Genomic DNA, 25,717 nt, shown 5'->3' with positions numbered 1-25,717 from the left:
TCTATATTCCTTATATTTCTATTGTACACTTTTAGAAGCCAAAAAACAAGTAAAAATAAGACAAGATAATATTTTAAGAATTCCCTTGAATCTTTCCTTGGTTTTCTACTAATTCTTTCTTCTCTTTTACTTTCTCTTCATCGGCAAGATAATAATGCCTTATAGGTTTTAAATCATCGTCAAGCTCATAAACTAACGGAATTCCTGTAGGAATATTTAACTCCATTATCTCCTGCTTAGAAAGATTGTCAAGGTATTTTACAAGCCCTCTCAAACTATTTCCATGAGCAACTATTAGCACTTTTTTACCTGATTTTATAGTCGGTGCAATTGTGGACTCCCAATATGGAATAACTCTGTTAATTGTATCAATCAAATTTTCAGTAAGGGGGATTTCTTCCTCAGAAAGGTCAGCATATCTGGGGTCAAAACCGGGATATCTCGGGTCATCTTTTTCTAAGGCGGGAGGCCTTACATCAACAGATCTTCTCCATATTTTTACCTGCTCTTCTCCGTATTTCTTGGCGGTCTCAGCTTTATTAAGCCCTTGCAGTGCTCCATAATGCCTTTCATTGAGCCTCCATGATTTATAAACCGGTATCCACATCCTGTCTAATTCGTCAAGAACAATCCACAAAGTTCTTATAGCTCTTTTTAAAACAGAAGTAAAAGCACAGTCAAAAGTGTACCCTTCTGCCTTTAAAGTCTTGCCGCTTTCCCGAGCTTCTTCAATGCCCTTTGGAGATAAATCAACATCCGTCCAGCCAGTAAATCTGTTTTCCATATTCCACAGGCTTTCTCCATGTCTTAGCAAAACAACTTTATGCATACATATCCCCACCTTTCATATTTACAAACATTTTCTGTCTTTTCCCACTCTATCCTGTTTTCTTAATTATATCTCAATTATCAAGCAATTACAACAGTATTAATAATCATTATTATTTAATATTTATATGTATTCACTAATCTTTCTTTAAAAATAATATCTACTTACATAATCTTTTACAAAATAATAAGTATTTTGTGCTTAACACGCATAAAAATTTCAGCATAATTATTGCAAGGAGCAAAGACTGAAAATGAGTTTAATTTAATTAAAGAATATTTAAGTACTCAAAAATTCTATGACCTAAAATATGGTATCAAATCCTATGAAGATGCTGCAAAAATGTATTTCAAGTGTAGGAAAAAGGGAATCACTATTCGCAGCACTATAGATTTGCTTATAGCAGAAACAGCCATTGAAAATAATTTATATTTGTTACATGATGATGACGTTTTCTCTTTAATTGCACAAGTTGATGAAAGATTAAAAGAGTATTAATAAAGGAGCACGGGGCATTTTCCGTGCTCCTGAGTATCTATTTTAAAATTGTCTTACCGATGACCTCTGGAAGACAAGAATATTTTGCTTATCTCCGCAGCGGCGAAGGGTATCAAACCGAATATTATGACGATATCCATTTCGTAGAATGATAGGTACGTCGTGTCAAAGATAGTTCTCAAGAATGGCACATAGATTACAGCCAGCAGCAGGATTAGCGAGATAAATGTGCCCCAGAGCATAAAATGGTTGGTAAAAAATCCAATTTTAAATACTGAATGGGTCTCAGAACGGGCAGAGAAAGCCCGCAAGAGTTCGCTGAAAATTAGCGTAGCAAAAGCAAAAGTCCTTGCCTTTTCGATACTGTCGGTATATTTCAAAGCAAAAACGAATACTCCGATTATAGAAACGGTCATAAAAATGCTCTGTATCGCAATTTGCCACCTCATGCGGGTGTCTATTATAGGTTCTTCCGGTCTCCTGGGCGGCTGTTGCATTATATCCGGCTCCTTCTTTTCCATACCCAGAGCCAGAGCCGGGAATGCGTCTGTGAGCACGTTTATCCACAAAAGCTGAACGGGTTTCAGCGGTATAGGCAATCCCGCCAGCATGGAGACAAATATAATGAGTATCTCCGCGATGTTGCACGAGAGTAGGAAAAATATGAATTTACGTATGTTGGAGTAAATAACCCTGCCTTCCTCCACTGCAGAAACTATGCTGGCAAAATTGTCGTCGACCAGAATCATATCAGCGGTTTCCTTGGCGACATCAGTGCCGGTAATACCCATAGCCACACCTATATCAGCTTTCTTTAAGGCCGGTGCGTCGTTAACACCGTCTCCTGTCATTGCCACGATGTGGCCGTTATTTTTTATGGCTTCTACTATTCTAAGTTTATGGATTGGTGATACTCTGGCGTAAACCGATACCTCCCTGGACTTCTGGAACATCTCGTCGTCGCTCATGGAGTCCAGTTCGGCACCTGTCAGTACACCTGCCTCGCTCTCAATTAGGCCTAGATCCTTCGCTATGGCTACCGCGGTGTCTCTGTGATCGCCGGTAATCATTACAGGCCATATACCTGCCTGCTTACATGTCTTTATTGCCTCTATGGCTTCAGGTCGCGGAGGATCAATCATACCTATCAAACCGACGAATACAAAATCTTTTTCAATATCTTCCGCCTTCGGTTCCTCTGGCAAATCATTCAAAGGCTTGTAAGCCAGAGCAAGCACCCTGAGAGCCTGAGACGCCATGGCTTTATTGGCCGCAATTATAGCTTCTATATCCTCCTGTGTTAAAGGTACCTCCTGGCCATTTTTGTAAATATAACTTGAAAGACTTAAGAGGACATCCGGTGCCCCTTTTGTATATGCTATATATTTTCCGTCAAAAGGATGAATTGTCGTCATAAGCTTTCTATCAGAATCAAAGGGAATTTCGTTAAGGCGGGGCTGTGTTTTCTCTAGGTCTTCAACGAATATTCCGGCTTTAGCAGCAGCAACTACAAGAGCTCCCTCGGTGGGATCACCGAGAATTCTCCAGGATTTTTGATCTTCGTGTTCGGTACCGCTTCCCTCCAACCTGGAATCGTTACAAAGAGCTCCAATTTTTAAGAGCAGTTCCAGACATGTATCGGATTTCGGATCGATTTTGGAGCTGTCAATGTAAAATTCTCCGTAAGGCCTGTAACCTTCACCGCTAATAGAAAAAAATTGGCCATTCGTAAAAATTTTTGTTGCAGTCATCTGGTTCTGGGTGAGGGTACCCGTTTTATCGGAACATATAACTGTAGTACTTCCAAGGGTCTCCACAGCGTGTAGTTTTTTTACGAGTGCATTACGCTTTACCATGCGCTGCATGCCGAGGGCCAGGACTATTGTTACTATTGCAGGAAGGCCTTCAGGTATAGCCGCTACCGCAAGGCTGACAGCAGTCATGAACATCTCTAAAAATTGGATGCCTCTTAAAAGCCCCAGTAAAAAGACAATGCCGGATATAACGAGGCTGGCGATTCCAAGTGCTTTCCCCGTTTGTTCCAATTTTTTCTGGAGAGGCGTGACTTCATCCTGGTAAGACTCGAGCATTTCGGCTATCATACCTATTTCAGTCTTCATGCCCGTTGATACCACTATGCCTTTGCCCCTGCCGTAAGTAACGACAGTGCCCATAAAAGCAGAATTAGCCCTGTCTCCAAGTGGCATCTCTTCGTTGAACACTATATCGGCGTTTTTTTCAACAGGAACCGATTCCCCGGTAAGCGCTGATTCGTCGATTTTTAGATTTACACTTTCCACCAATCTCAAATCTGCTGGCACGTAGTTTCCGGCTTCGAGCAAAACTATGTCCCCTGGGACCAGTTCGCGAGCGGGGATAACCTGGACCGTGCCGTCTCTTATAACCCGCGCCTCAGGAGCTGCCATCTTCTTTAAAGCATCTAGGGCTTTATTCGCCCTATATTCCTGTATTACACCTAGTATCGCATTTAGAATAACTATCATTATAATTACAGCCGAATCGATTACTTCGCCCACCAGCATAGATACCAGGCTAGCAATGATAAGTATAATTACTAGGAAATCCTTGAATTGACTCAAAAACATTTCAAAAAAAGTCAACCCTCTTTTGCTTACAAGCTCGTTGTATCCTTGTTCCTCAAGCCTTTGTCGGGCGACTTCGGATGAAAGTCCCTTTGACAAATGAGTGCTAAGTAATTCGGCAATATCCGTTGCATGTAAGGTATACCATTTTCTATTCTCCAACAGCGACCCTCCCTTATTGTATCTACATTTATTTTTCCTCATTTTAACCTCTATTTATTAATCAAATTTTTTATATGAATTTAACCACCCTCACCTCCTACAACAAAAGAAGATAAAAAAACCTTTGACCTCAATTCCCATAAGGAATCAAGTCAAAGGTCTTGCCCTCCGGAAATATAAACCTGGAGGATAAAGCCAGGTAATCACAATAGATTACCGTGATGATGGCTTTATCTTTCGGCTACTCCCCTTTAACGTAAAGAATAATCTAGTTTTTTATTTTCAATACTTATTATATAATAAAAAATACTTTTTGTAAAGAATGGATCTATTCGTAAAATCAAGATTGGATTGACGTTGGCGCACCTATTGTCTTTTTCTTTTTTAATGTGTTTTTAAGGTCTATTGCCTCATATACATCTTCATCTATCACATCGCTGAATTTTTTAAGTTCATTAAGTGGCAAATCTTCAATAGCTAAGTTTCTCTCTATTGCGTATAAAACGACTTTGCCTGCAATTTCATGGGCAGTTCTGAAAGGGATACCCTTTGACACGAGATAGTCCGCAAAATCTGTGGCATTCATATAACCATATTTTGCGGCTTTTTCCATGTTGTCAGTCTTTACTTTAATCGTCTTTATCATCTCAGTAAATACTTTCAAAGACATTTTTAAAGTGTCTATTCCATCAAACAAAGCCTCTTTATCCTCCTGCATGTCTTTGTTATATGCAAGAGAGAGTCCTTTCATCACAGTAAGTATTGTAATCAAATCGCCGTAAACCCTGCCGGTTTTACCCCTTATTAATTCTGCTGCATCGGGGTTTTTCTTTTGTGGCATCATGCTGCTTCCTGTTGAGAATCTATCGTCCATCTCAATAAAATCAAATTCTTTTGTAGACCACAAAATCAATTCTTCACAAAATCTACTTAAATGCATCATCGTAATAGAGGCAAAGCTTAAAAATTCTATTACAAAGTCTCTATCGCTTACACCGTCCATACTATTTAAAGTTATATCATCGAACCCTAAAAGGGAGGCTACATATTTTCTATCAATATCAAATGTAGTACCTGCAAGAGCACCTGAACCTAAAGGCATTACATTGACCCTCTTGTACATATCCTCAAGCCTTGATAAATCTCTTTTAAACATTTCAACATAGGCAAGAAGATGATGTCCAAAAGTCACAGGCTGAGCCCTTTGCAGATGCGTATATCCCGGCATAATCGCCTTTTTATAAGTTTCAGCCATTTCTTTTAAGGTATCTATAAGTTTTATTAAATCCTCTTTTATTTTGTCTATCTCATCTCTTAAATAAAGCCTTTCATCTGTCGCAACTTGGTCGTTTCGACTTCTTCCTGTGTGAAGTTTGCGCCCTACATCGCCTATTTTCTCAGTTAAAAGCCTTTCAACATAAGAATGAACATCTTCATCATTTGGTATCTCTCCAACATTGGTTTCATCAAGAATTTCCTTTAACCCTTTTTCTATTAAATTGAGTTCATCTTCTGTCAGCACTCCAGCTTTATAAAGTCCTTTTGCATGGGCAATTGAGCCTAATATGTCATGCTTTAAAAGCCTAATATCAAAAGAAATGGAGGAATTAAACTCCTCCATTAGTTTGTCCGTCTCGCTTTTAAACCTACCTCCCCACAGCTTCATCCATATCCTTCCTCTCCATTTCCATCAACGCCTTAATTTTTAAAGAAAGCCCAAAGAGGTTTATAAATCCTTCTGCGTCTTTTTGGTTGTAGACTTCGTCTTTGCCAAAAGTAACAAATTCCTGATTATAGAGAGAATAAGGGGATTTTACTCCTGCGTTTATGACATTTCCTTTATAAAGCTTTAGCCTTACAACACCCGTTACATTTTTTTGCGTTTCCTCCACAAAAGCGTCTAGCGCGGCTTTAAGTGGTGAAAACCACAAACCGTTGTAAACAAGGTCTGCATATTTCTGCGAAACCAAATCCTTAAACCTCATTGTTTCCTTATCAAGCACAAGATATTCAAGTTCTTTATGAGCAGCGTAAAGCAGTGTCCCTGCAGGAGTTTCATAAACACCGCGAGACTTCATTCCTACAAGTCTATTTTCCACAAGGTCGGCTATTCCTACGCCGTTTCTTCCTGCAATTGCGTTTAATTCTTCTATTAATTTGACAGGTTCTAAGGCTTTGCCGTTTACTTTCACAGGTATGCCCTTTTCAAATTCTATAAGCACATATTCTGGCTTATCTGGGGCTTTGTCAGGTGGAGTGATTATATCGTAAAGGTCACTTTTAGGCTCATTCCACGGGTCTTCAAGGTCGCCACCTTCATGGCTTACATGCCACAAATTATTATCGACACTGTATATTTTTTCATAAGTTGCAGGAATCGGAATCCCTTTCTTTTTGGCATAGTCTATTTCGTCTTCCCTTGATTTTAAATCCCATATCCTCCACGGGGCTATGATTTTTATTGACGGGTCAAGAGCATGTATTGATACCTCAAACCTCACCTGGTCATTGCCTTTTCCTGTTGCACCATGAGCTATTGCCTTTGCACCCTCTTTATGGGCAATTTCCACAAGTTTTTTAGCAATTAAAGGCCTCGCCATAGAAGTGCCTAAAAGGTATTTCCCTTCGTAAACAGCACCAGCCTTTAAAGTAGGAAATATATAATCTTTAACAAATTCTTCTTTTACGTCTTCAATATACACTTTGCTGGCACCACTTGCCAAAGCTTTATCTTTTATATATTTAAGCTCTTCCCCCTGTCCTACATTAATGCAAGCTGCTATTATCTCACATTCATAGTTTTCTTTAAGCCACGGTATGATTACTGATGTGTCAAGCCCTCCTGAATAAGCAAGTACTACTTTTTCACCTTTTAACATTTTTAAACACTCCTTACAAAACCAAATTTTTGACATTATCTTTTTGTATTTCTTCATATTCGTTTATAGATAAAATAGACAAACCATTCACATTTACTTTTGCTACAGCATTTAATGCCGCCTTTATAGTATCCATAGAGGTAAATAGAGGAATTCTGTATTCTACCGCTGTCCTTCTCAGTTTAAATCCTGTATTATCAGGTTTTTTGCCTTTTGTCGGTGTATTTATTACCGCATCAAAATATCCATCCTTCAGTAATTTTATTGCATTATCAAGAGATATCACATTTACATGAATGCCCATCAAACTCAAATATTTACCTGTCCTATATGTGGCATATATCTCATACCCTAAACTCTGCAATTTTTCAACCAAAGAGGGCACTTCTTGAAAATCTCTTTCCGCTATCGAAAGAAGTATTTTCCCTTTTTTAGGTATTTTAAGACCCGCTCCTTCTAAGGCTTTGTAAAGAGCCCCTTCATAGCTTAAATCTATACCCATTATTTCTCCCGTTGATTTCATTTCAGGACCTAATGAAACCTCAGCATCTGTCAATTTTTCCATAGAAAATACAGGAGCTTTTACAACCGTATATGGGGTCTGCGGCCATAAACCGCTTTTATATCCTAATTCTTTTAGCTTTTTGCCCAAGGCCACTTCCACTGCCAGTTTCACCATAGGTACACCTGTTGCTTTGCTCATAATAGGTACAGTACGTGAAGCTCTGGGATTTACTTCTAACACGTATACAGTACCTTCTTTTACAGCAAATTGAATATTTATAAGTCCTTTTACATTTAAAGCTTTTGAAATCCTCTCTGTATATTCGATAATAGTGTTTATCTCCCGTTCGGACAAATTTCTTGCAGGATATATTGAAAAACTATCTCCTGAATGCACTCCAGCTCTTTCTATGTGCTCCATTATTCCGGGTATTAATACACACTCACCATCTGACACTGCGTCAACTTCTACTTCTCGTCCATCTATATATTTATCTATTAAGATAGGCCTGCCGGGAGATACTTGAGTTGCATTTGAAACATAGTCAATAATCTCTTGAAGTGTGTTAACTTTTTCCATGGACTGACCGCCTATAACATAGGAGGGTCTTATAAGAAGTGGAAAACCAAGTTTTAGCGCAATATCTTTTGCATCTTCTACTGTCAATGCATAATCGCCTTTAGGTTGATTGATGTTTAACTCTCTTAAAAGTTTTGAGAACTTTTCCCTGTCTTCACTTATGTCAATGCTTTCATACGATGTGCCTAATATTTTTACTCTGTTTTTGACTAACCCTTCTGTAAGATTTATTGCTGTCTGGCCGCCAAACATTACCATTACACCAAGTGGTTTTTCTTTTTCATATATGTTTAAAACATCCTCCAATGTAATAGGCTCAAAGTACAACCTGTCTCCTGTGTCAAAGTCTGTGCTGACAGTTTCAGGATTGTTGTTTATTATGATAGATTTAATTCCGGCCTCTCTTAAAGCCCACAATGCTTTAACAGAACAATAATCAAATTCAATTCCCTGTCCAATTCTTATGGGTCCAGAGCCTATTACAATTACTTTTGGCATATCATGGATTTCAACCTCATCTTCTTCACCATAAGTTGAATATATATATTGTGTGACGGACTCAAACTCTGCTGCACAGGTATCTACCATTTTATAGGAAGGATATATGCCATGTTGTTTTCTCAACATTCTCACATCTTCTTCTTTAATTCCCTTTATCGTTGCAATCTCTCTATCTGAAAATCCCATTCTCTTCGCTTTTTTAAGAATTCCTTCACTTAATTCGCTTTTTTCTACTTCTCTTTCCATATTTACAATATTTAAAAGCTTGTTTAAAAACCATTTGTCTATTTTTGTAACCTCGTTTATATAATCAATATCTATATCGCGGCGAAGAGCCTCTGCTATATAAAACAGCCTCATATCATTAGGAACTGATATTCCTTTTAATATTTCTTCTGTTTTCATCGCTTTTACATTGTTTAATCGAAGACCATAAGCTTTTATCTCTAATGACCTTACGGCCTTCAAGAGGGAGGCTTCAAAAGACCTTTCTATTGCCATTACTTCCCCTGTCGCCTTCATTTGTGTGCCTATTTTTCTATCAGTAGTATAAAATTTGTCGAAAGGCCATCTCGGTATTTTTGTTACAACATAATCCAGTGCAGGTTCAAAAAATGCAGTTGTTTTACCTGTTACAGGATTTTTTATTTCATCAAGCCTAAGCCCTATTGCAATTTTTGCAGCAATCTTTGCAATAGGATATCCTGTCGCTTTTGATGCCAGTGCGCTTGAACGGCTAACCCTTGGGTTTACTTCTATAACATAGTATTTGTGGCTTTTAGGGTCAAGAGCAAATTGGATATTACATCCTCCCTCAATTTTTAAAGCCTTGATTATTTTAATGCTTGCACTTCTTAACATTTGATATTCATAGTCTGACAAAGTTTGAGTTGGTGCTACGACTATACTGTCTCCAGTATGAACACCCACAGGATCAAAATTTTCCATGCTGCAAATCGTAATGCAATTATCAGCAGCATCCCTCATTACTTCAAACTCTATTTCTTTCCATCCATATAATGATTTTTCAACAAGTACTTCTCCCACCATGCTCTTTTTAAGGCCTAAATCTACAATTGAAATAAGTTCTTCGTCATTGTGGGCTATACCACCACCTGTACCTCCGAGGGTATACGCAGGCCTTATTATCAAAGGATAACCGTAATTTTTAGCAAATTTAAGTGCATCCTCTATATTTGTGACGGTGACACTTTCAGCGACTGGTTCCCCTATTTCCTGCATTTTTCTTTTAAAAAGCTCTCTATCTTCTGCAGTTTTTATTGATTCAAAAGAAGTTCCCAAAAGTTTTACATTGTATTTGTCTAAAATACCCTCTTCTTTGAGTTTGACAGCAAGGTTGAGCCCTGTCTGTCCTCCTAATGTGGCAAGTATCCCCTCCGGCCTTTCTTTTGCTATTATTTTTTCAACTACAGAAACAGTAGGATTTTCAATATAAACAATATCTGCTATATCAGTGTCAGTCATTATGGTAGCTGGATTGTTGTTTACCAGGACAACTTGTACGCCTTCTTCTTTTAAGGATTTGCAGGCTTGGGTTCCTGAATAATCAAACTCTGCGGCTTGCCCTATTATAATAGGGCCTGAGCCTATTACCAGAACCTTATTAATATCCTTATACTTCGGCAAAATAAGACCTCCTTTTGTAAACCATGACTATATCCATGAATTTATCAAAAATATCTGTTGAATCACGGGGTCCAGGACATGCCTCAGGATGATATTGTACAGAAAAAACTGGCAGAAACTTATGCATAATGCCTTCTACTGTTCCATCGTTTAAGTTTATATGGGTAACAGTTATCTTGTCTTTATCTATTGATTCCTCTTCAACAGCGTATCCGTGGTTTTGAGAAGTTATATAGTCTTTATTTGTCAGCAAATCTTTAACAGGTTGATTTGCACCTCTGTGGCCGAATTTCATTTTTACTGTATTGCATCCAAGAGCGAGCGCTATTATCTGATGACCTAGGCATATCCCCAACACAGGTTTTATACCTATAAAGTGTTTAGTAAGTTCTATTGCATAAACTGCATCTTTAGGGTCACCCGGTCCATTTGAAAGAAATATTGCATCGGGATTTATTTGCATAACATCATCATAACTTGCATTGTAAGGAAACACATAAATGTCAAATCCAACTGAATTTAGCATTTTTAAAATACTCTTTTTTGTGCCAAGGTCAATAAAGGCAAGTTTTGGACCAATGCCCGCTATACGGTATGACCTTTTTGTAGAAACTTCTTCTAAAAGATTTGTTTGGTCAAATTCTATGTTGTCGTCAGCGTTAGAAGTTATAATTCCTCTCATAGTTCCATTTTCTCTAAGTTTTTTTGTCAAAGCTCTTGTATCAACACCTGATAATACCGGTATGTTGTGCTCATCAAGATAGCTCAAAAGCGACTTCTCACTCTGGAAATTACTAGGCTTATCACAATATTCCCGTATCACAAACCCCCTTATATGAGGTTTTTCTGATTGAAAGTCGTATTTGTTAATACCATAATTTCCTATTAAAGGATATGTCATGACAACTATTTGGCCTGCATAGGAAGGATCCGTTATAGCTTCTTGATAGCCTGTCATCCCTGTAGTAAAAACAACTTCTCCATATCCTTTTTTGTTTTTGCTTATTAACTTGCCTTCAAATATGCTTCCATCCTCAAGCTTTAAATAACCTTTCATACTAAAACCCCATTTCACAAAATACATCATCCAGTATTATTATTGCAGTATCTATTTCCTCTTCTGTCACAGTAAGAGGAGGAACAAACCTTAAGACATTGTGACTGATACAATTTATAAGTAAGCCTTTTCCCATCGCCTTTGTCACAATATCCGAAGCCTCTTCCATATCCATTTCGCAGCCTATCATAAGTCCTTTCCCTCTCACCTCTTTTATGACACTGTGTTTCTCCTTTAAACTTTCAAGTTTTCCCTTGAAATACTCACCTTTTTGAGCCACACTATCTAGAAAACCTTCCTTTGTTATTTCTTTCATAACCGCAATCCCTGCAGCACAAGCTAAAGGATTTCCGCCAAATGTGGAGGCATGGTCTCCTGGTGAAAAAACTGATTTATCTTCTTTTGCGACAATAGCTCCTATTGGGAAGCCTCCTCCCAATCCCTTTGCCAAAGTCATAATGTCAGGAGTTATGCCGTAATGTTCATATCCAAAAAGTTTTCCCGTCCTTCCTATACCTGTCTGAACTTCGTCTATTATAAAGAGGATGTCATTTTCGTCACATATTTCTCTTACTGCCTTTATATACTCCGGTGTAGCTTCATGGATACCACCTTCGCCTTGCACTACTTCCAGCATAATTGCACACACTTCATCATCAATTGCTTCATAAAGAGCGTCAATATCATTAAAAGGTACATATTTAAAACCAGAAAGAAGTGGTCCAAAACCCTTGTGATACTTTTCTTGGCCTGTCGCTGTCAATGCCCCAAAAGTTCTTCCATGAAAAGAATTTTTGGCAGATATAACCTTATGCCTTTTATCACCGTGCTTTAATGATGCATATTTTCTAGCAAGTTTTATAGCACCTTCATTTGCTTCTGCGCCACTATTTGCAAAAAATACTTTGCCTCCAAATGAATTTTCCGCAATTATCTTTGCAAGTTCTATTTGATTCTCATTCCAATAAAGATTAGAACAGTGTATAAGTTTTTCAGATTGATTCTTTAGAGCATTAACTAATGCTGGATGACAGTGCCCCAGTGAATTTACTGCAATACCTGCAATAAAATCCAGATAGACATTTCCTTTGTCATCCCATACTTTTGTCCCTTTTCCCTCTACCAAGGTAATAGGGTATCTGCTATAAGTATTCATTAGATATTTCTTATCCTCAAAGGTTATCATCGTCAAAACATTCCTTTCCTATCATAGTACCTATGCCTTCATCAGTAAAAATTTCAAGAAGTAGTGAATGTGTAAGCCTTCCGTCAATGATGTGAGCTCTTTTTACACCATTTTCAACAGCTTTTATGCAACATTCAAGTTTTGGTATCATCCCACCGTTTATGCGTCCCGAATTCATAAATTCTTTTGCATGCTCTAAGTCCATTCGGGATATTAGGCTGCTTTTATCGTTTATATTTGATAGAATTCCTTCGACATCTGTAAGTAAAATTAGCTTTTCAGCCTTTAATGCTTCTGCAATTTTCCCCGCGGCAGTATCTGCATTCACATTGTATGTTTTGCCGTCATCTCCGAAAGATGTCGGTGCAATAACAGGTATATATCCTTTTTCCAGCATCATTGTTATTACATCTATGTTTACATCTACAATTTTTCCTACGTATCCTATGTCGCCGTTTGAGGTGTCTTTTTCCGCCTTTAAAAGTCTCCCATCTTTCCCGCTTACGCCAATCGCCTGGCCCCCTAGTTCATTGATCAAGGATACAATTTCTTTGTTGATACGACCTGTCAGCACCATTTCAACAATCTCCATCGTGGCCTCGTCGGTAACCCTCAAGCCATTTACAAACTTTGATTCTATACCTAGCCTCTCCAGCATCTTATTTATTTCTGGTCCACCGCCATGTACAACTATAGGATTTAATCCTACAAATTTCATCAATACAATGTCCTGCATCACCATTCTTTTTAAATTGCAGTCTAACATTGCACTTCCACCGTATTTTATTACAACTGTCTTGCCGGAGAACTTTTTAATGTATGGGAGTGCTTCTATTAAAACCTGGGCTTTTGCGATTTCGTCGCCATATTTTTGCCTTCTAATCATGTTCTATAACTCCCGTTAATTTTTACATAGTCATAGCTTAAGTCGCACCCCCATGCAGTTCCGCTATATTCCCCGGCCTTCATATCTACGGTTACAGTAATCTCTTTTTCTTTTAAAATTTCTTTGGCTAAAGCCTCATCAAAAAAGATGTAACCTCCGTTTTCACAAACTTTAATTTCTCCTTTCATGCTTTTTAAATATATGTCAACTCTACTTGCGTCAAAATCTGCTCCTGAATATCCCACTGCCGCGAGAATCCTTCCCCAGTTGGCATCTTCACCGAATATAGCTGTCTTTACAAGATTTGAGTTTACAATAGACTTTGCAGCTAATCTTGCATCTTTTTCAGTTTTTGCATTTACAATATTTACTTCCATGAACTTAGTTGCTCCTTCCCCATCCTTCACAATAAGTTTTGCAAGAATTTTATTCACATGCTCTAAGGCTCTATAAAATATATCAAATTCATGAGTCCCCTCTTCTATTGTTTTGTTTTGCGCTTCCCCATTTGCAAGTATTATCGCTGTATCATTTGTGCTCATATCTCCATCAACAGAAATCATGTTATAAGTTTTGTCTACAGTTTCTTTAAAAGCTTTGTTTAATGCAGTTTTAGTTATATTCGCGTCTGTAAGTACAAAAGAAAGCATTGTGGCCATATTTGGATGTATCATACCTGAGCCTTTTGCAAACCCTGTCATTGTAACAATTTTACCTTCTATTACAAACTTGGCTGTCACACCTTTTAAAAAAGTATCTGTTGTCATTATAGCTTCAGCCGCTTGGTACCCACCCTCGGTTGAAAGATTTTCTGCCGCAGCCTCAATCCCTTTTAAAACTTTTTCCATAGGAAGAGGTACACCAATCACTCCTGTCGAACATACCAGCACATTTTCTTCATCTATTTTAAGAAGTTGTGACACTTTTTTTGCCATGTTAACCGCATCCTCAAAACCTTTTTCTCCTGTGCAGGCATTGGCATTGCCACTGTTTATAACAATCGCCTGTGCTACTCCTTTTTTTATTCTTTCCATATCAAGAATGACTGGTGCCGCTTTAACTTTATTCGTTGTAAATACAGCTGATGCATTTGCCACTTTTTCAGAATATATGAGTGCGACATCTTTTTTTCTTTTCTTAATCCCGGCAAAGATTCCCGAAGCTAAAAAGCCTTTCGGCAGTTCAATGCTTCCTTCTAAAATCTCCAATTTTTCCATTATCAAATCCTCCACATCCTTTTTTATTTTTGTTTTTATCTTTTATCTATGGATATATTGGAACAATATCAAGTGCTGTATTTTCCTCTATTCCAAACATAATATTCATATTTTGCACTGCCTGGCCTGAGGCCCCTTTAACGAGATTATCAATGGCAGACATAACTATTAAAGTATTAGTATGCTTATCAACTTCAAACCCTATGTGACAAAAATTCGACCCATACACATTTTTTGTTGCAGGGTAATTGCCTGGTTTTAGCACTTTTACAAAATACTCATTTTTATAAAAATCAGTATAAATATTATAAACAGTGTTTACATCCATATCTTTTTTTAGTTTGCAATACATAGTACTTAAAATTCCTCTTGTCATTGGCGCAAGGTGGGGTGTAAACACAACTGACACTTTTTCACCAAAAATTTTTGAAAGCTCTTGCTCCATCTCTGGAATATGTCGGTGTTTTGCAACATTATACGCTTTTATGTTTTCATTGCATTCTGCATACATATTGTTATAGGAGGGATTGTGACCTGCCCCTGATACTCCTGACTTTGAATCAACAATTATATTCCCCTCTATTATGCCATTTTTCAAAAGAGGCATAAGCCCTAATATAACACTTGTAGGATAACATCCAGGATTTCCTACAACTTGAGCCTCTTTTATGTCATCTCTATAAATTTCAGGGATACCATATACTCTTTTAATATCTCCATAATCCTCATAATCTCCACTATACCATTCTTTATAGACAGAATAATCGTCAAATCTAAAGTCAGCTCCTAAGTCAATCACCTTTACTCCTTTTTTTACAGCTTCTCTGGCGATTTTTGAAGCATGACCTGAAGGCAAAGCCGTAAATATGACATCGCACTCTGACATTGCCTTTTGGAAGTCTACCTCTTCCAACACTTTGTCGCAAAAACCAATGAGGGATGAATAAACATCCGAAATTGCTTTGGTATTATAACTTTGAGAAGAAAGATATTTTATCTCTACTTTTTCATGCTTTGAAAGTATTCTTATAAGTTCGACCCCTGTATAACCCGTTGCCCCAAATATTCCTACCTTCACCATTTAAAACTGCCTCCCTTGTTTACATCCTTTATCGCCAATTAATATATATACGTTTTAATTTATATTTATGCATAAAGTGTTAAAAAAATATTCTTTGCTGTATAAATACAATATTTAATTTATAATTATGCAACTTTTATTTTACATTATACCACCATAAAAATTTTTTTCAAGAGTTTTTCAAAAAAATTTCTTGAATAGGTATAGACATATTTACCACTTGGAGAATAATTGCAAAAACATTGAAGAAGAAAATACAATAAAAAGAGTAGAGGCTGCCTCCCTTCTGTCTGGTATAATTAAAATGTGTGAAATCCTTTTTAAATGTCTCAAAAACAGCAAAAATATAAAAAGCGGCTTGAGCAGCCAATGCCTCTTTTTCATCTAATAAAGCTCTATATACACCCTCTTGCCGCATTTTTTCAGGATTTGGGCCAGTTCCTCTACTATCTTGAGCTTGTCGCTTACGCCTTCCGGCAGGTATGCATTCCGGTGGGCGGGATTGACCGCTCGCCCCACCAGAAATCGGATGTGGGTGGAGCGATTGACAAGCAGGTCTGCCAGCATTGAAGCTCCGTCTTTCTTTTTCCTTATATCGTCCAAGAAGTGGGGAGAAAAGGAATACGTGTTTACAAAATTTCTCAGTATCTCGACACACCTGCTTAAAGTTATCAAACCTTCGGTTACGAGGTCTATTCCCTCTATGCTACCGACGGGAGGTATAGCCGGGTCGGCATAGTCCATATTTGTGACTACTTTCCTTCCAGTTTCCCTAGAAACAATATTTGCAGTAGTACCTCCACAGACCACCTTTTTGCCTTCGCTGTCGATAAGTTTTTTCACGACTTCTGTATCCTTTGACCTATCTTCAGGGGGCCCAACTAGTACCGTGATCAGCTCCGACTTTCTTAAACCTACTCCCACGACCGTGGTATCGTCCCCCGGATTACCGGAATAAAGGTGGCTACACGTTTTGATCAGCTGGTCCACCATTTCCGACACGAAGCATCCACTTCTGTCAAGCCTCTGCAGGTATTCGGCCACATTAGGCCACTGCCATCCCAGGTTCAGGACACCTCCCACCCCTGCGTGAATGACTCCGTCGCTTACCAGGAATATTTTATCCCCCGGAAAGGCTTCAAACCGGTACTCCAGAATCCTCCTCTCTTCCACCCTCAGTTCCCTGTAAGGTAGCTTAAGAACCCTTCCGTCCCGGATGTAGATCACAGGTGGATTATCAAATTCAAAAAGCCTTCCCTCTCCGTCATCGTTAATCTCGAGAATGGAAAAAGTGGAGTAAGCAAGCTGCCGGACGCGGCACACTGGGAGAGTATTAATCAGGGTCCTGACCACTTCTTCTATGGAAGCTCTGTTTTTTATCATGGTAGAAGCAATCCTTACGGTAAGAGTGGAAAGTATACTGGCCTTTACCCCGCTCCCCAGGCCATCGGCCATTACGGCAATTATGCCGTCTTCGGATTGCATAACCTCAACGCTGTCCCCGCACAGCTCTTCTCCTTTTTTGGTAAGGCTTTTGGTGAACACTTCAGCAAAGACCTTCACTTTTCTTCTTCCCTGCCTTTAACCAGTTCTATAAGCTTAAGGAGCAGCATCTTGCTCTCCGCCGTCGTCTCTCCAAGTAGTCCCGCTATTTCCTGGGCCACGCACATCTGCCTGTTTATTACTTCCTGGGCCTTCTCCAGGGTCTCCTCTCTCACCCTTTCCAGTTCCATCCTCTGCTTTTCCTGTTCGGTAATATCCTGAATAATCGCCAGTACCAGGTCCTCTTCCTCGATATAGCATATAGTCTGGAGGGTAGTTAAAAAATTCCGGGGATAGTTCACCTTTTTATCCTGCAGGTTAGTTTTATTGGCCAGTACCCAGGCAAAATCCCTGTCGTCGATGACGGTGGAAAGGGGCTTCCCCTGGACCTGTTCCTTTTCAACACCGAACATTTTTTCCGCCGCTCTGTTTATTTCCTTTATATTCAAATTACTGTCTACCAAAATGATGCCGTTCGGGGTGTGGTCTATGATCAGGTTGGCCAGAGATTCGGCCCTGGACCTCATGTAGGGGATACACATGTCCGGCTCCGCCATTCCCCGGTAGACGGCCTCGGCTTTTTTGCGGCAGGAAGGATATCCGCATGCCCCGCAGTTCAGTTCCTTTTCTGGAGTCGTTTTGCCTATTGAAGCCAGTATTTCTCTTATCTCTGATTCGGTTGGCCTAGGCGCTTTAAAGGCCTTCGGCTCGAAAGACCTCCTGAGGTCAATACCCGCCGCAGAAGCCTTTATATCCTCATATCCCTGCTGCTGTTGATTATTTTCTATAAATGAAAGCAACCTTTCCCTTCTTTCATAAAGGGAACTGTCACACGGCATCGAGGGCCCATTGATACAGCCGCCCCTGCACGCCATCATCTCAAAGAGCCGGCCGCTTACGCTTCCGCGCTCCAGGGCATCTAAAAGTTCCATGCAGTCCTCCATGCCGTCTACGACTACGACCTCTCGGGACAAAAGGTCATCCTCCATTGAAGAAGTCTTTAAAAGCCCCCCTGGCAAGGGATAACTCCTAGCAATAAAAGGTTCTAATACATTTTCTCGCTCTCCAAAGTCTACTCCAGCTACCGCGGAAGCTTTCTCATCTATCCAATCGGCCAATTCTTGAAAAGTTAGTACTGCATCTACGTTCCCTAAAACGCTTCTATCTAGGGCTTCAGCTTTTTTGGCAATGCAGGGACCTATAAAAACAACTTTAATGTCCAACCCATATCTTTGCTTCAATGACCTTGCATGAGCAACCATCGGGGAAACCACCGGAGCTAGATTCCTTATAAGTCCTGGATAATATTTCTCTACCAGATTTTTTACAACCGGGCAAGCCGTGGTTATAATGGGACCCTTCTGCCCCTTTTTGATCAAATGCTGGTACTCCATAGATACCATTTCAGCTCCCACCGCTGTTTCCTCAGCTCCATAAAACCCTAGGGCCTTCAGTATGGAAAACATCTCCTGAGGAGAAGTTACGTCAAAGACAGCAGGGTAAGAAGGAGCTATGGAGGCTACAACCTTTTCACCGGCATTTATGAATTCTTTTACTGCATGTAGGTCGTTCCGTATTTTCTTGGCATTCTGGGGGCATTCGATGACACACCTTCCACAGTATATACATAAGCTATCCACAACTTCCGCCTGACCGCCGACTACTTTTATAGCTTTGACAGGACAATGCCTAACGCACCGGTAGCAATTTTTGCAGTTTGCCTTAGATACACTGATTACATCCAAAATCAATCCTCCTCCCATTTACTATTTTTTATAGCTTCTAAATCCTCGCCACCTCCGGCGCGTCACAGAAGTGAAATATTTATCGGCAACCTTAATCATTACTCCTTTGACACACCCTCATATCCAATTATAAAATCTTTACTTTTGTGTTTTTTGCAATAATTAAATACATAAAGATGAAAACCCCACTTTTTGTATTGGCTAAAAGTGGGGTTTTTTTAAATTGTTGAACCTTTTGGCACTTTGTATCAGAATAGCCTTTGGCTATGGGTTAAGAGATTGGGTTAAGAGATTCTTCATAAATCTTGGCAATAACAGTTTCAGTGGCTTCCACTGGTGCAATAGAAAGTAATCCATCGAGAGAAGGTGTCGTTTTAGCAAGCTTTACTAGGGTTGGAACATCATCTTTTGTAAATCCAAAGTCTGAAAGTTTTTGAGTACATCCTACATTGAAGAGCCATTCTTCGACTTTTTTAGCTACATATTCTGCTTCAGCAGGCAGTCCTTTTAGTCCAGGCACGATAGGGCTGTATATGTCAGCTAACACCTCTGCAACAGCAGGATAAATAGTCTTTACCACTGCAGGCAGTATAGCACCAAGCCCAAGACCGTGGGCAATCTCAGGTTTTACTGCACTTAGTGGGTGCTCCAGTGCATGAGTAAGGTGCAAGAGACCATTGTCAAAAGAAATACCAGCTATAGCAGAAGCATAAAGCAAATAATATCTAGCCACAAGGTTTTCAGGGTCATTTACAGCAACAGGGAGGTAACGAACTATCAACCTCACTGCCTCTTTCGCCAATAGAATACTGTAAGGTGATGTCACAAGAGTAGTGGCAGCTTCGGTAACGTGATTTAAAGCATCTATAGTAACAGCTATTGTCTGTTTTTTATCAAGCTTTATCATGAGAGCAGGATCATCTATAGCATACATAGGATAGAGGCACTCATAAGCTATTGCAGGCTTATAATTTTTTTCTGGAATTGTAGCTACTGCAAATCGGTCTACTTCCGTACCAGTACCATGAGTAAGATTTATAGCTATAATAGGAGCAGCTTTTTCGGGCGTGAATTTCAGTTCATAAAGTTCTCTTGCATTTTTATCAGTATATTCTAACAGTACAGCCACACTTTTTGCAGTATCTATAGGGCTTCCACCACCAATGCCAATAACAGCCTTCGCCCCAGTTTCCCGGCCGAATTTGGCCGCTTCATCGACCATATCAACAGTAGGATTAGGTCCGACCTTGTCATAAAGTGAATATTTAAAGCCGAGTGTATTTAGAGCCGGTTCTATCACATCCCAAGCTCCACTAACTTTGTATGAATTCTTTCCGGTTACAAAAATGACATTATCGATACCCTTATGTTTTAGAACTTCTAGAATGTCTTCTATCTTCTTTATACTACCTACTCCAAAATAAGTTGTATTCTTGCACCGAAGTTCAAAAATCCTGGTGGGATTTATTTTAGTTTCCCACATTTCAATTACCTCCTTGTAAAATTTATATCAATCTAATTATAGCATTTTGTTAAAAAATAATCAATATTAAACTTTTGATTTATTTTTAGAGCCAAGAAAAAAATTTCAACGGTTAGTTGTATAATTAAATGCAACAGATAAAAGAATAGAAACCATAGTGAAAATCGTGTATGATATAGGTGTCAACTAAACATCATACAAGGAGGATTTTCACTATGGTTCATAATAATGATACCACAAAAAAGCGTTCTTTTAAACACTTAAGTAGCTATGAACGAGGAGAAATCTATGCATTACTCAAAGAAGGAAGAAGTATTCGGTATATTGCTAAAAAACTTAATCGATCTCCAAGCACTATAAGCCGTGAAATTAAACGTGGAACTACTACACAACTTAGAAGTGATTTATCTTCTTATACAAGCTATTTTCCTGAAACCGGTCAAGCTATCTACGAAAAAAATCGCTCAAATTGCGGAGCTAAATTTAAAGTAGCTAAAGCAGAAGATTTTTTGAAATATGCTGAAAATAAAATATTAAATGAAAAATGGTCACCAGATGCAGTTGTAGGCTATTGTAAAAAAGACCCAAGCTGGAATAATAAAACTATTGTTTGTACTAAAACACTGTACAACTATATAGATAGAGGATTATTAAAAGTTAAAAACATTGATTTACCTTTAAAACTACGTTTAAAACCAAGAAAGAAACAAAATCGTAAAAATAAACGTATTATGGGTAAAAGTATTGATTTTAGGCCTAAAGAAGTTGAAAGCCGTGAAGTTTTTGGGCATTGGGAAATAGATACGTTAATTGGCAAGAAATCTAATGACAAGGTCCTTTTAACATTAATAGAGCGTAAGACTCGCCATGAAATAATATTCTTATTAGATGCAAAAGACAATAAATCTGTTAAAGATGCATTATCAAAATTAAAAGATATGTTTGGTGACAATTTAAGCAAGGTCTTTAAAACAATAACATCTGATAATGGTACAGAGTTTAGTGATTTAGAAAGTGCTCTTTTAGAATATGGCGTAGAAGTATATTATACACATCCATATTCATCTTGGGAAAGAGCTACAAATGAACGACATAACGGTCTTATACGACGTTTCATCCCTAAAGGTAAAAGTATTAAAGATTTATCTATAGATACGATAAAGAGAGTAGAAAACTGGCTTAATAACCTTCCACGAAAATTGTTAAATTACAAAACGCCTAAGGAATACTTTTATGAAGAGCTGGCAAAAATCTGTTAAGCCCATCCATTATAAAGTTTAGAGCTCGTTCGTGATTTGTCAAGGGGCAGGCTTCGCCTGACTTTAACCCTTGACAAATCACGACCTTCGCTCAACTTGTTAACTAAGATGGGCTTAAGGTTATATATGATTTGTTCCAAATCCTATATCTACATGATTTTCATTAGGTGTTGCATTTAATATTGCAATTTATAAAAAAATTTCAACTGAAATTTGGAGTATTTTTTGCTTGACAAATAAATACTGCAAATTGTGTATGATGCTTTCTAGATTTTGAACAATAGACAACCCCTTTCTGTGATCTTGTTTTTTGCAAATGCTATTTTATCACAAGAGATTTCTCTAGTTCTTTTTTACTTAAAAAAACCCTACGAAATTTTAAACTATGTCCGAATAAATTATTGATAAATTTTTAACTATGTGCTATTATATTATTGCAAAAAATTTAACAATCATCGCGTAAGCTAGTTTTCACATTAATGACTTACCCAGTATTTTAGGAGGTGTTTTAATGATGAAAGGTTTTGCAATGCTCAGTATCGGTAAAGTTGGCTGGATTGAGAAGGAAAAGCCTGCTCCTGGCCCATTTGATGCTATTGTAAGACCTCTAGCTGTGGCCCCTTGCACTTCGGACATTCATACCGTTTTTGAAGGCGCCATTGGCGAAAGACATAACATGATACTCGGTCACGAAGCTGTAGGTGAAGTAGTTGAAGTAGGTAGTGAGGTAAAAGATTTTAAACCTGGTGATCGCGTTGTTGTGCCAGCTATTACCCCTGATTGGCGGACCTCTGAAGTACAAAGAGGATATCACCAGCACTCCGGTGGAATGCTGGCAGGCTGGAAATTTTCGAATGTAAAAGATGGTGTTTTTGGTGAATTTTTTCATGTGAATGATGCTGATATGAATTTAGCACATCTGCCTAAAGAAATTCCATTGGAAGCTGCAGTTATGATTCCCGATATGATGACCACTGGTTTTCACGGAGCTGAACTGGCAGATATAGAATTAGGTGCGACGGTAGCAGTTTTGGGTATTGGCCCAGTAGGTCTTATGGCAGTCGCTGGTGCCAAATTGCGTGGAGCCGGAAGAATTATTGCCGTAGGCAGTAGACCAGTTTGTGTAGATGCTGCAAAATACTATGGAGCTACTGATATTGTAAACTATAAAGATGGTCCTATCGAAAGTCAGATTATGAATCTAACTGAAGGCAAAGGTGTCGATGCTGCCATCATCGCTGGAGGAAATGCTGACATTATGGCTACAGCAGTTAAGATTGTTAAACCTGGTGGCACCATCGCTAATGTAAATTATTTTGGCGAAGGAGAGGTTTTGCCTGTTCCTCGTCTTGAATGGGGTTGCGGCATGGCTCATAAAACTATAAAAGGCGGGCTATGCCCCGGTGGACGTCTAAGAATGGAAAGACTGATTGACCTTGTTTTTTATAAGCGTGTCGATCCTTCTAAGCTCGTCACTCACGTTTTCCGGGGATTTGACAATATTGAAAAAGCCTTTATGTTGATGAAAGACAAACCAAAAGACCTAATCAAACCTGTTGTAATATTAGCATAAAAATGGGGACTTAGTCCCCCATTTTTATGCTAATAAGGCTAAATACACTGGTTTTTTTATATGACACATCGGCCAGTAAACTCTTGGTAAAAAAATAACAAAAAATAGTTATTTTCTTAACATTTTTACACCATTAACACTTGATAACATCATCGAAGTAAATAAACAACTATTAAATAAAAGAAGAAGGAGGATTATCATGTTCAAAATTTTAGAAAAAAGAGAATTGGCACCTTCCATCAAGTTGTTTGTAATAGAGGCACCACTAGTAGCCAAAAAAGCAAGGCCAGGCCAATTCGTTATGCTAAGGATAAAAGAAGGAGGAGAAAGAATTCCTCTTACCATTGCAGATTACAATTCAGAAAATGGCACTGTCACAATAGTATTCCAAGAAGTAGGTAAAACCACACGGGAATTAGGAACTCTAGAAGCTGGAGACTATATCCAGGACTTTGTTGGGCCTTTAGGTGTGCCGGTGGAGTTTCCTAATCACAAGAAAGTTTTAGGAATAGGCGGAGGCCTTGGTATTGCTCCACTTTATCCTAAACTCAAAATGCTTCATCAACAGGGGGTAGAAGTAGTTTCTATTATAGGTGCTAGGACAGCTGAATTGCTAATCTTGGAAGAAGAGATAAAAGCTGTAAGTGACAGGATGTATATCTGCACCGACGACGGCTCAAAAGGCCGCCATGGGTTTGTCACAGTAGTACTTAAAGAGCTTTTAGAACAAGGTGAAAAATTTGATGAGATTATTATCATAGGTCCCCCGATTTTGATGAAAATAGGAAGCGAAATTACCAAGCCTTATGGCATACCCACGATGGTGAGCCTTAATCCCATAATGGTAGACGGCACAGGCATGTGCGGTGGGTGCCGTGTCACCGTAGACGGAGAAATCAAATTTGCTTGCGTTGATGGTCCGGCTTTCGACGGCCATAAAGTAGATTTCGATGAACTAATAAAAAGATTGGCCACTTATAAAGAGGAAGAAAAAATTTCCCTCGAAAGATTTAATGAAGTTCATGAGTGCAAATTAATCAACAAAATAGAAGGAGCTGATAAAGATGCCGTTAAATAGAAGCAAAAAGAAAACACCCATGCCTACCCAAAAGCCTGAAGTCCGCAGGCGTAATTTTAACGAAGTAGCTTTGGGCTATTCGGAAGAGGAGGCAGTAAGTGAAGCCCAGAGGTGTCTTCAGTGTAAAAAACCAGGATGTGTTGAAGGGTGCCCCGTTCAGGTACAAATTCCCCAGTTTATAAAGCGTATTGCAGAAAGAGATTTTGAAGGAGCTATAAAGATTATAAAGGAAACCAACAGCTTGCCCGCCATATGTGGCAGAGTCTGTCCACAAGAAACGCAATGCGAGAAAAACTGTGTTTTGGGCAAAGTAGGTGAACCTGTGGCCATAGGTCGCCTAGAACGGTTTGCAGCAGACTGGGAAAGAGCCAAAGGCATCCGTCCCCCGGTAATTCCTAAAAAGCTTGGTAAAAAAGTGGCCATCATCGGTTCCGGGCCCGCCGGTCTCACCTGTGCAGGAGATTTGGCTAAACTCGGCTACGATGTAACGATCTTTGAAGCTCTTCACAAACCCGGTGGCGTACTGGTATACGGTATTCCTGAATTCAGGCTACCGAAAATTATAGTGGAACAAGAAGTAAAGTTTATACAACAGCTGGGCGTAGAAATTAAAACCAACATGGTTATGGGCAAAGTTCTGACGATAGACGACCTTTTTGAAATGGGGTATGAGGCTGTCTTTATCGGCACTGGAGCTGGCCTCCCGAAATTTATGGGCATACCTGGTGAAAACTACCTGGGTGTGTATTCAGCCAACGAGTTTCTAACCAGGATAAACCTGATGAAAGCCTATTCTTTTCCCAACACTGACACCCCCATAAAGGTAGGCAAAAAAGTAGCAGTAATAGGGGGTGGCAATGTAGCTATGGATGCAGCCAGGTCTGCTCTAAGAATGGGAGCTGACGAAGTTCATATTGTGTATCGCCGTTCTGAAGAAGAAATGCCCGCAAGAAAAGAAGAATTCGAGAACGCTAAAGAGGAAGGTATTATATTTGATTTCCTCACAAATCCAGTGAGAATAATAGGTAACGAAAATGGTTGGGTCAAAGGTATTGAGTGTATCCGCATGGAACTTGGAGAACCTGACGCTTCGGGTCGTCGCCGTCCAGTTCCTATAACGGGTTCTGAATTTATCATGGATGTTAATACGGTAGTAATCGCCATAGGTACTGGCCCTAATCCCCTCCTCACAAAGACCACTGAAGGCTTAGAACTTACAAAACACGGTTATATCGCTGTCGATGAGGAGGGAAGGACTTCCAGAGAAGGGGTATGGGCTGGAGGCGATATTGTAACGGGTTCAGCTACTGTAATTTTGGCCATGGGTGCCGGAAAAAAAGCAGCTCGCTCCATCCATGAATACCTACAAAACAAAAAATGGCGGTAAACATTTTTCGGTAAACTAAA

General features: G+C 39.1%; 18 protein-coding genes. 5 read left to right on the top strand and 13 right to left on the bottom strand.

Features of this window, described 5'->3' with window-relative positions:
* Nucleotides 1-73 precede the first annotated feature (73 nt).
* The gene (gene gpmA, locus THEBR_RS01190) at nucleotides 74-829 is read right to left on the bottom strand and encodes a 2,3-diphosphoglycerate-dependent phosphoglycerate mutase (RefSeq protein ID WP_003868146.1); all 756 of its coding nucleotides are present in this window, start codon (nucleotides 827-829) and stop codon (nucleotides 74-76) included.
* A gap of 231 nt (nucleotides 830-1,060) precedes the next feature.
* On the opposite strand from gpmA, the gene vapC reads away from it, so the two are divergent.
* Entirely contained in the window at nucleotides 1,061-1,327 is a 267-nt protein-coding gene (vapC, locus tag THEBR_RS12325) for a type II toxin-antitoxin system VapC family toxin (protein WP_012268617.1), read from the top strand.
* A 53-nt stretch (nucleotides 1,328-1,380) separates the two neighbouring features.
* Here the strand turns inward: vapC and THEBR_RS01180 are convergent, their stop codons facing one another.
* From THEBR_RS01180 to THEBR_RS01120, 12 genes are all read right to left on the bottom strand, one after another.
* Entirely contained in the window at nucleotides 1,381-4,134 is a 2,754-nt protein-coding gene (locus THEBR_RS01180; protein WP_012268937.1) for a calcium-transporting P-type ATPase, PMR1-type, read from the bottom strand.
* Nucleotides 4,135-4,432: 298 nt separating this feature from the next.
* The gene (argH, locus tag THEBR_RS01175; RefSeq protein WP_003868143.1) at nucleotides 4,433-5,758 is read right to left on the bottom strand and encodes an argininosuccinate lyase; all 1,326 of its coding nucleotides are present in this window, start codon (nucleotides 5,756-5,758) and stop codon (nucleotides 4,433-4,435) included.
* The gene (locus tag THEBR_RS01170; RefSeq protein WP_012268936.1) at nucleotides 5,739-6,971 is read right to left on the bottom strand and encodes an argininosuccinate synthase; all 1,233 of its coding nucleotides are present in this window, start codon (nucleotides 6,969-6,971) and stop codon (nucleotides 5,739-5,741) included. Before THEBR_RS01170 ends, argH begins: the two co-directional genes overlap by 20 nt.
* Before the next feature lie 13 nt (nucleotides 6,972-6,984).
* Entirely contained in the window at nucleotides 6,985-10,203 is a 3,219-nt protein-coding gene (gene carB / locus THEBR_RS01165; RefSeq protein WP_012268935.1) for a carbamoyl-phosphate synthase (glutamine-hydrolyzing) large subunit, read from the bottom strand.
* Nucleotides 10,190-11,260 (bottom strand): glutamine-hydrolyzing carbamoyl-phosphate synthase small subunit, encoded by a 1,071-nt coding sequence (carA, locus tag THEBR_RS01160; protein WP_012268934.1) that lies wholly within the window; start codon nucleotides 11,258-11,260, stop codon nucleotides 10,190-10,192. Before carA ends, carB begins: the two co-directional genes overlap by 14 nt.
* A gap of 1 nt (nucleotide 11,261) precedes the next feature.
* Nucleotides 11,262-12,446, bottom strand: coding sequence for an acetylornithine transaminase (locus tag THEBR_RS01155; protein WP_012268933.1), 1,185 nt, complete (start codon nucleotides 12,444-12,446; stop codon nucleotides 11,262-11,264).
* Complete coding sequence (gene argB, locus THEBR_RS01150; RefSeq protein ID WP_012268932.1) at nucleotides 12,433-13,332, bottom strand: acetylglutamate kinase; 900 nt, start codon at nucleotides 13,330-13,332, stop codon at nucleotides 12,433-12,435. The genes THEBR_RS01155 and argB overlap by 14 nt, the downstream gene beginning before the upstream one ends.
* On the bottom strand, nucleotides 13,329-14,549 hold the full coding sequence (gene argJ / locus THEBR_RS01145; protein ID WP_012268931.1) for a bifunctional glutamate N-acetyltransferase/amino-acid acetyltransferase ArgJ: 1,221 nt from the start codon (nucleotides 14,547-14,549) through the stop codon (nucleotides 13,329-13,331). The genes argB and argJ overlap by 4 nt, the downstream gene beginning before the upstream one ends.
* Before the next feature lie 46 nt (nucleotides 14,550-14,595).
* On the bottom strand, nucleotides 14,596-15,630 hold the full coding sequence (gene argC, locus THEBR_RS01140; protein ID WP_012268930.1) for an N-acetyl-gamma-glutamyl-phosphate reductase: 1,035 nt from the start codon (nucleotides 15,628-15,630) through the stop codon (nucleotides 14,596-14,598).
* Between the two features lie 384 nt (nucleotides 15,631-16,014).
* On the bottom strand, nucleotides 16,015-17,193 hold the full coding sequence (locus THEBR_RS01130; RefSeq protein WP_003868134.1) for a PP2C family protein-serine/threonine phosphatase: 1,179 nt from the start codon (nucleotides 17,191-17,193) through the stop codon (nucleotides 16,015-16,017).
* Complete coding sequence (locus tag THEBR_RS01125) at nucleotides 17,190-18,917, bottom strand: [Fe-Fe] hydrogenase large subunit C-terminal domain-containing protein (RefSeq protein WP_013570771.1); 1,728 nt, start codon at nucleotides 18,915-18,917, stop codon at nucleotides 17,190-17,192. Before THEBR_RS01125 ends, THEBR_RS01130 begins: the two co-directional genes overlap by 4 nt.
* 271 nt (nucleotides 18,918-19,188) lie before the next feature.
* On the bottom strand, nucleotides 19,189-20,400 hold the full coding sequence (locus THEBR_RS01120; RefSeq protein ID WP_013570770.1) for an iron-containing alcohol dehydrogenase: 1,212 nt from the start codon (nucleotides 20,398-20,400) through the stop codon (nucleotides 19,189-19,191).
* Nucleotides 20,401-20,615: 215 nt separating this feature from the next.
* On the opposite strand from THEBR_RS01120, the gene THEBR_RS01115 reads away from it, so the two are divergent.
* From THEBR_RS01115 to gltA, 4 genes are all read left to right on the top strand, one after another.
* On the top strand, nucleotides 20,616-21,659 hold the full coding sequence (locus THEBR_RS01115) for an IS30 family transposase (protein WP_011025138.1): 1,044 nt from the start codon (nucleotides 20,616-20,618) through the stop codon (nucleotides 21,657-21,659).
* 514 nt (nucleotides 21,660-22,173) lie between these two features.
* The gene (locus tag THEBR_RS01110; RefSeq protein WP_041589967.1) at nucleotides 22,174-23,232 is read left to right on the top strand and encodes an NADP-dependent isopropanol dehydrogenase; all 1,059 of its coding nucleotides are present in this window, start codon (nucleotides 22,174-22,176) and stop codon (nucleotides 23,230-23,232) included.
* A gap of 199 nt (nucleotides 23,233-23,431) precedes the next feature.
* Nucleotides 23,432-24,310: a sulfide/dihydroorotate dehydrogenase-like FAD/NAD-binding protein gene (locus THEBR_RS01105; RefSeq protein WP_009610935.1), complete on the top strand. Its 879-nt coding sequence runs from the start codon at nucleotides 23,432-23,434 to the stop codon at nucleotides 24,308-24,310.
* Complete coding sequence (gene gltA, locus THEBR_RS01100; RefSeq protein ID WP_003868129.1) at nucleotides 24,297-25,697, top strand: NADPH-dependent glutamate synthase; 1,401 nt, start codon at nucleotides 24,297-24,299, stop codon at nucleotides 25,695-25,697. The genes THEBR_RS01105 and gltA overlap by 14 nt, the downstream gene beginning before the upstream one ends.
* The last annotated feature ends 20 nt before the right edge of the window (nucleotides 25,698-25,717 follow it).

Origin of the sequence: Thermoanaerobacter brockii subsp. finnii Ako-1 (genome assembly GCF_000175295.2) — a bacterium.
Taxonomy (GTDB): Bacteria; Bacillota; Thermoanaerobacteria; order Thermoanaerobacterales; family Thermoanaerobacteraceae; genus Thermoanaerobacter; species Thermoanaerobacter pseudethanolicus.
The sequence above is the reverse complement of the archived record's forward strand: the minus strand, read 5'-3'. Positions and strand labels throughout refer to the sequence as shown.

What these genes read in the sequence shown, in the direction of transcription:
- gpmA (WP_003868146.1), bottom strand. Translation starts at nt 829, where the DNA reads ATGCATAAAGTTGTTTTGCTAAGACATGGAGAAAGCCTGTGGAATATG.
- THEBR_RS01180 (WP_012268937.1), bottom strand. Translation starts at nt 4,134, where the DNA reads ATGAGGAAAAATAAATGTAGATACAATAAGGGAGGGTCGCTGTTGGAG.
- argH (WP_003868143.1), bottom strand. Translation starts at nt 5,758, where the DNA reads ATGAAGCTGTGGGGAGGTAGGTTTAAAAGCGAGACGGACAAACTAATG.
- THEBR_RS01170 (WP_012268936.1), bottom strand. Translation starts at nt 6,971, where the DNA reads ATGTTAAAAGGTGAAAAAGTAGTACTTGCTTATTCAGGAGGGCTTGAC.
- carA (WP_012268934.1), bottom strand. Translation starts at nt 11,260, where the DNA reads ATGAAAGGTTATTTAAAGCTTGAGGATGGAAGCATATTTGAAGGCAAG.
- THEBR_RS01155 (WP_012268933.1), bottom strand. Translation starts at nt 12,446, where the DNA reads ATGATAACCTTTGAGGATAAGAAATATCTAATGAATACTTATAGCAGA.
- argB (WP_012268932.1), bottom strand. Translation starts at nt 13,332, where the DNA reads ATGATTAGAAGGCAAAAATATGGCGACGAAATCGCAAAAGCCCAGGTT.
- argJ (WP_012268931.1), bottom strand. Translation starts at nt 14,549, where the DNA reads ATGGAAAAATTGGAGATTTTAGAAGGAAGCATTGAACTGCCGAAAGGC.
- argC (WP_012268930.1), bottom strand. Translation starts at nt 15,630, where the DNA reads ATGGTGAAGGTAGGAATATTTGGGGCAACGGGTTATACAGGGGTCGAA.
- THEBR_RS01120 (WP_013570770.1), bottom strand. Translation starts at nt 20,400, where the DNA reads ATGTGGGAAACTAAAATAAATCCCACCAGGATTTTTGAACTTCGGTGC.
- THEBR_RS01115 (WP_011025138.1), top strand. Translation starts at nt 20,616, where the DNA reads ATGGTTCATAATAATGATACCACAAAAAAGCGTTCTTTTAAACACTTA.
- THEBR_RS01110 (WP_041589967.1), top strand. Translation starts at nt 22,174, where the DNA reads ATGAAAGGTTTTGCAATGCTCAGTATCGGTAAAGTTGGCTGGATTGAG.
- THEBR_RS01105 (WP_009610935.1), top strand. Translation starts at nt 23,432, where the DNA reads ATGTTCAAAATTTTAGAAAAAAGAGAATTGGCACCTTCCATCAAGTTG.
- gltA (WP_003868129.1), top strand. Translation starts at nt 24,297, where the DNA reads ATGCCGTTAAATAGAAGCAAAAAGAAAACACCCATGCCTACCCAAAAG.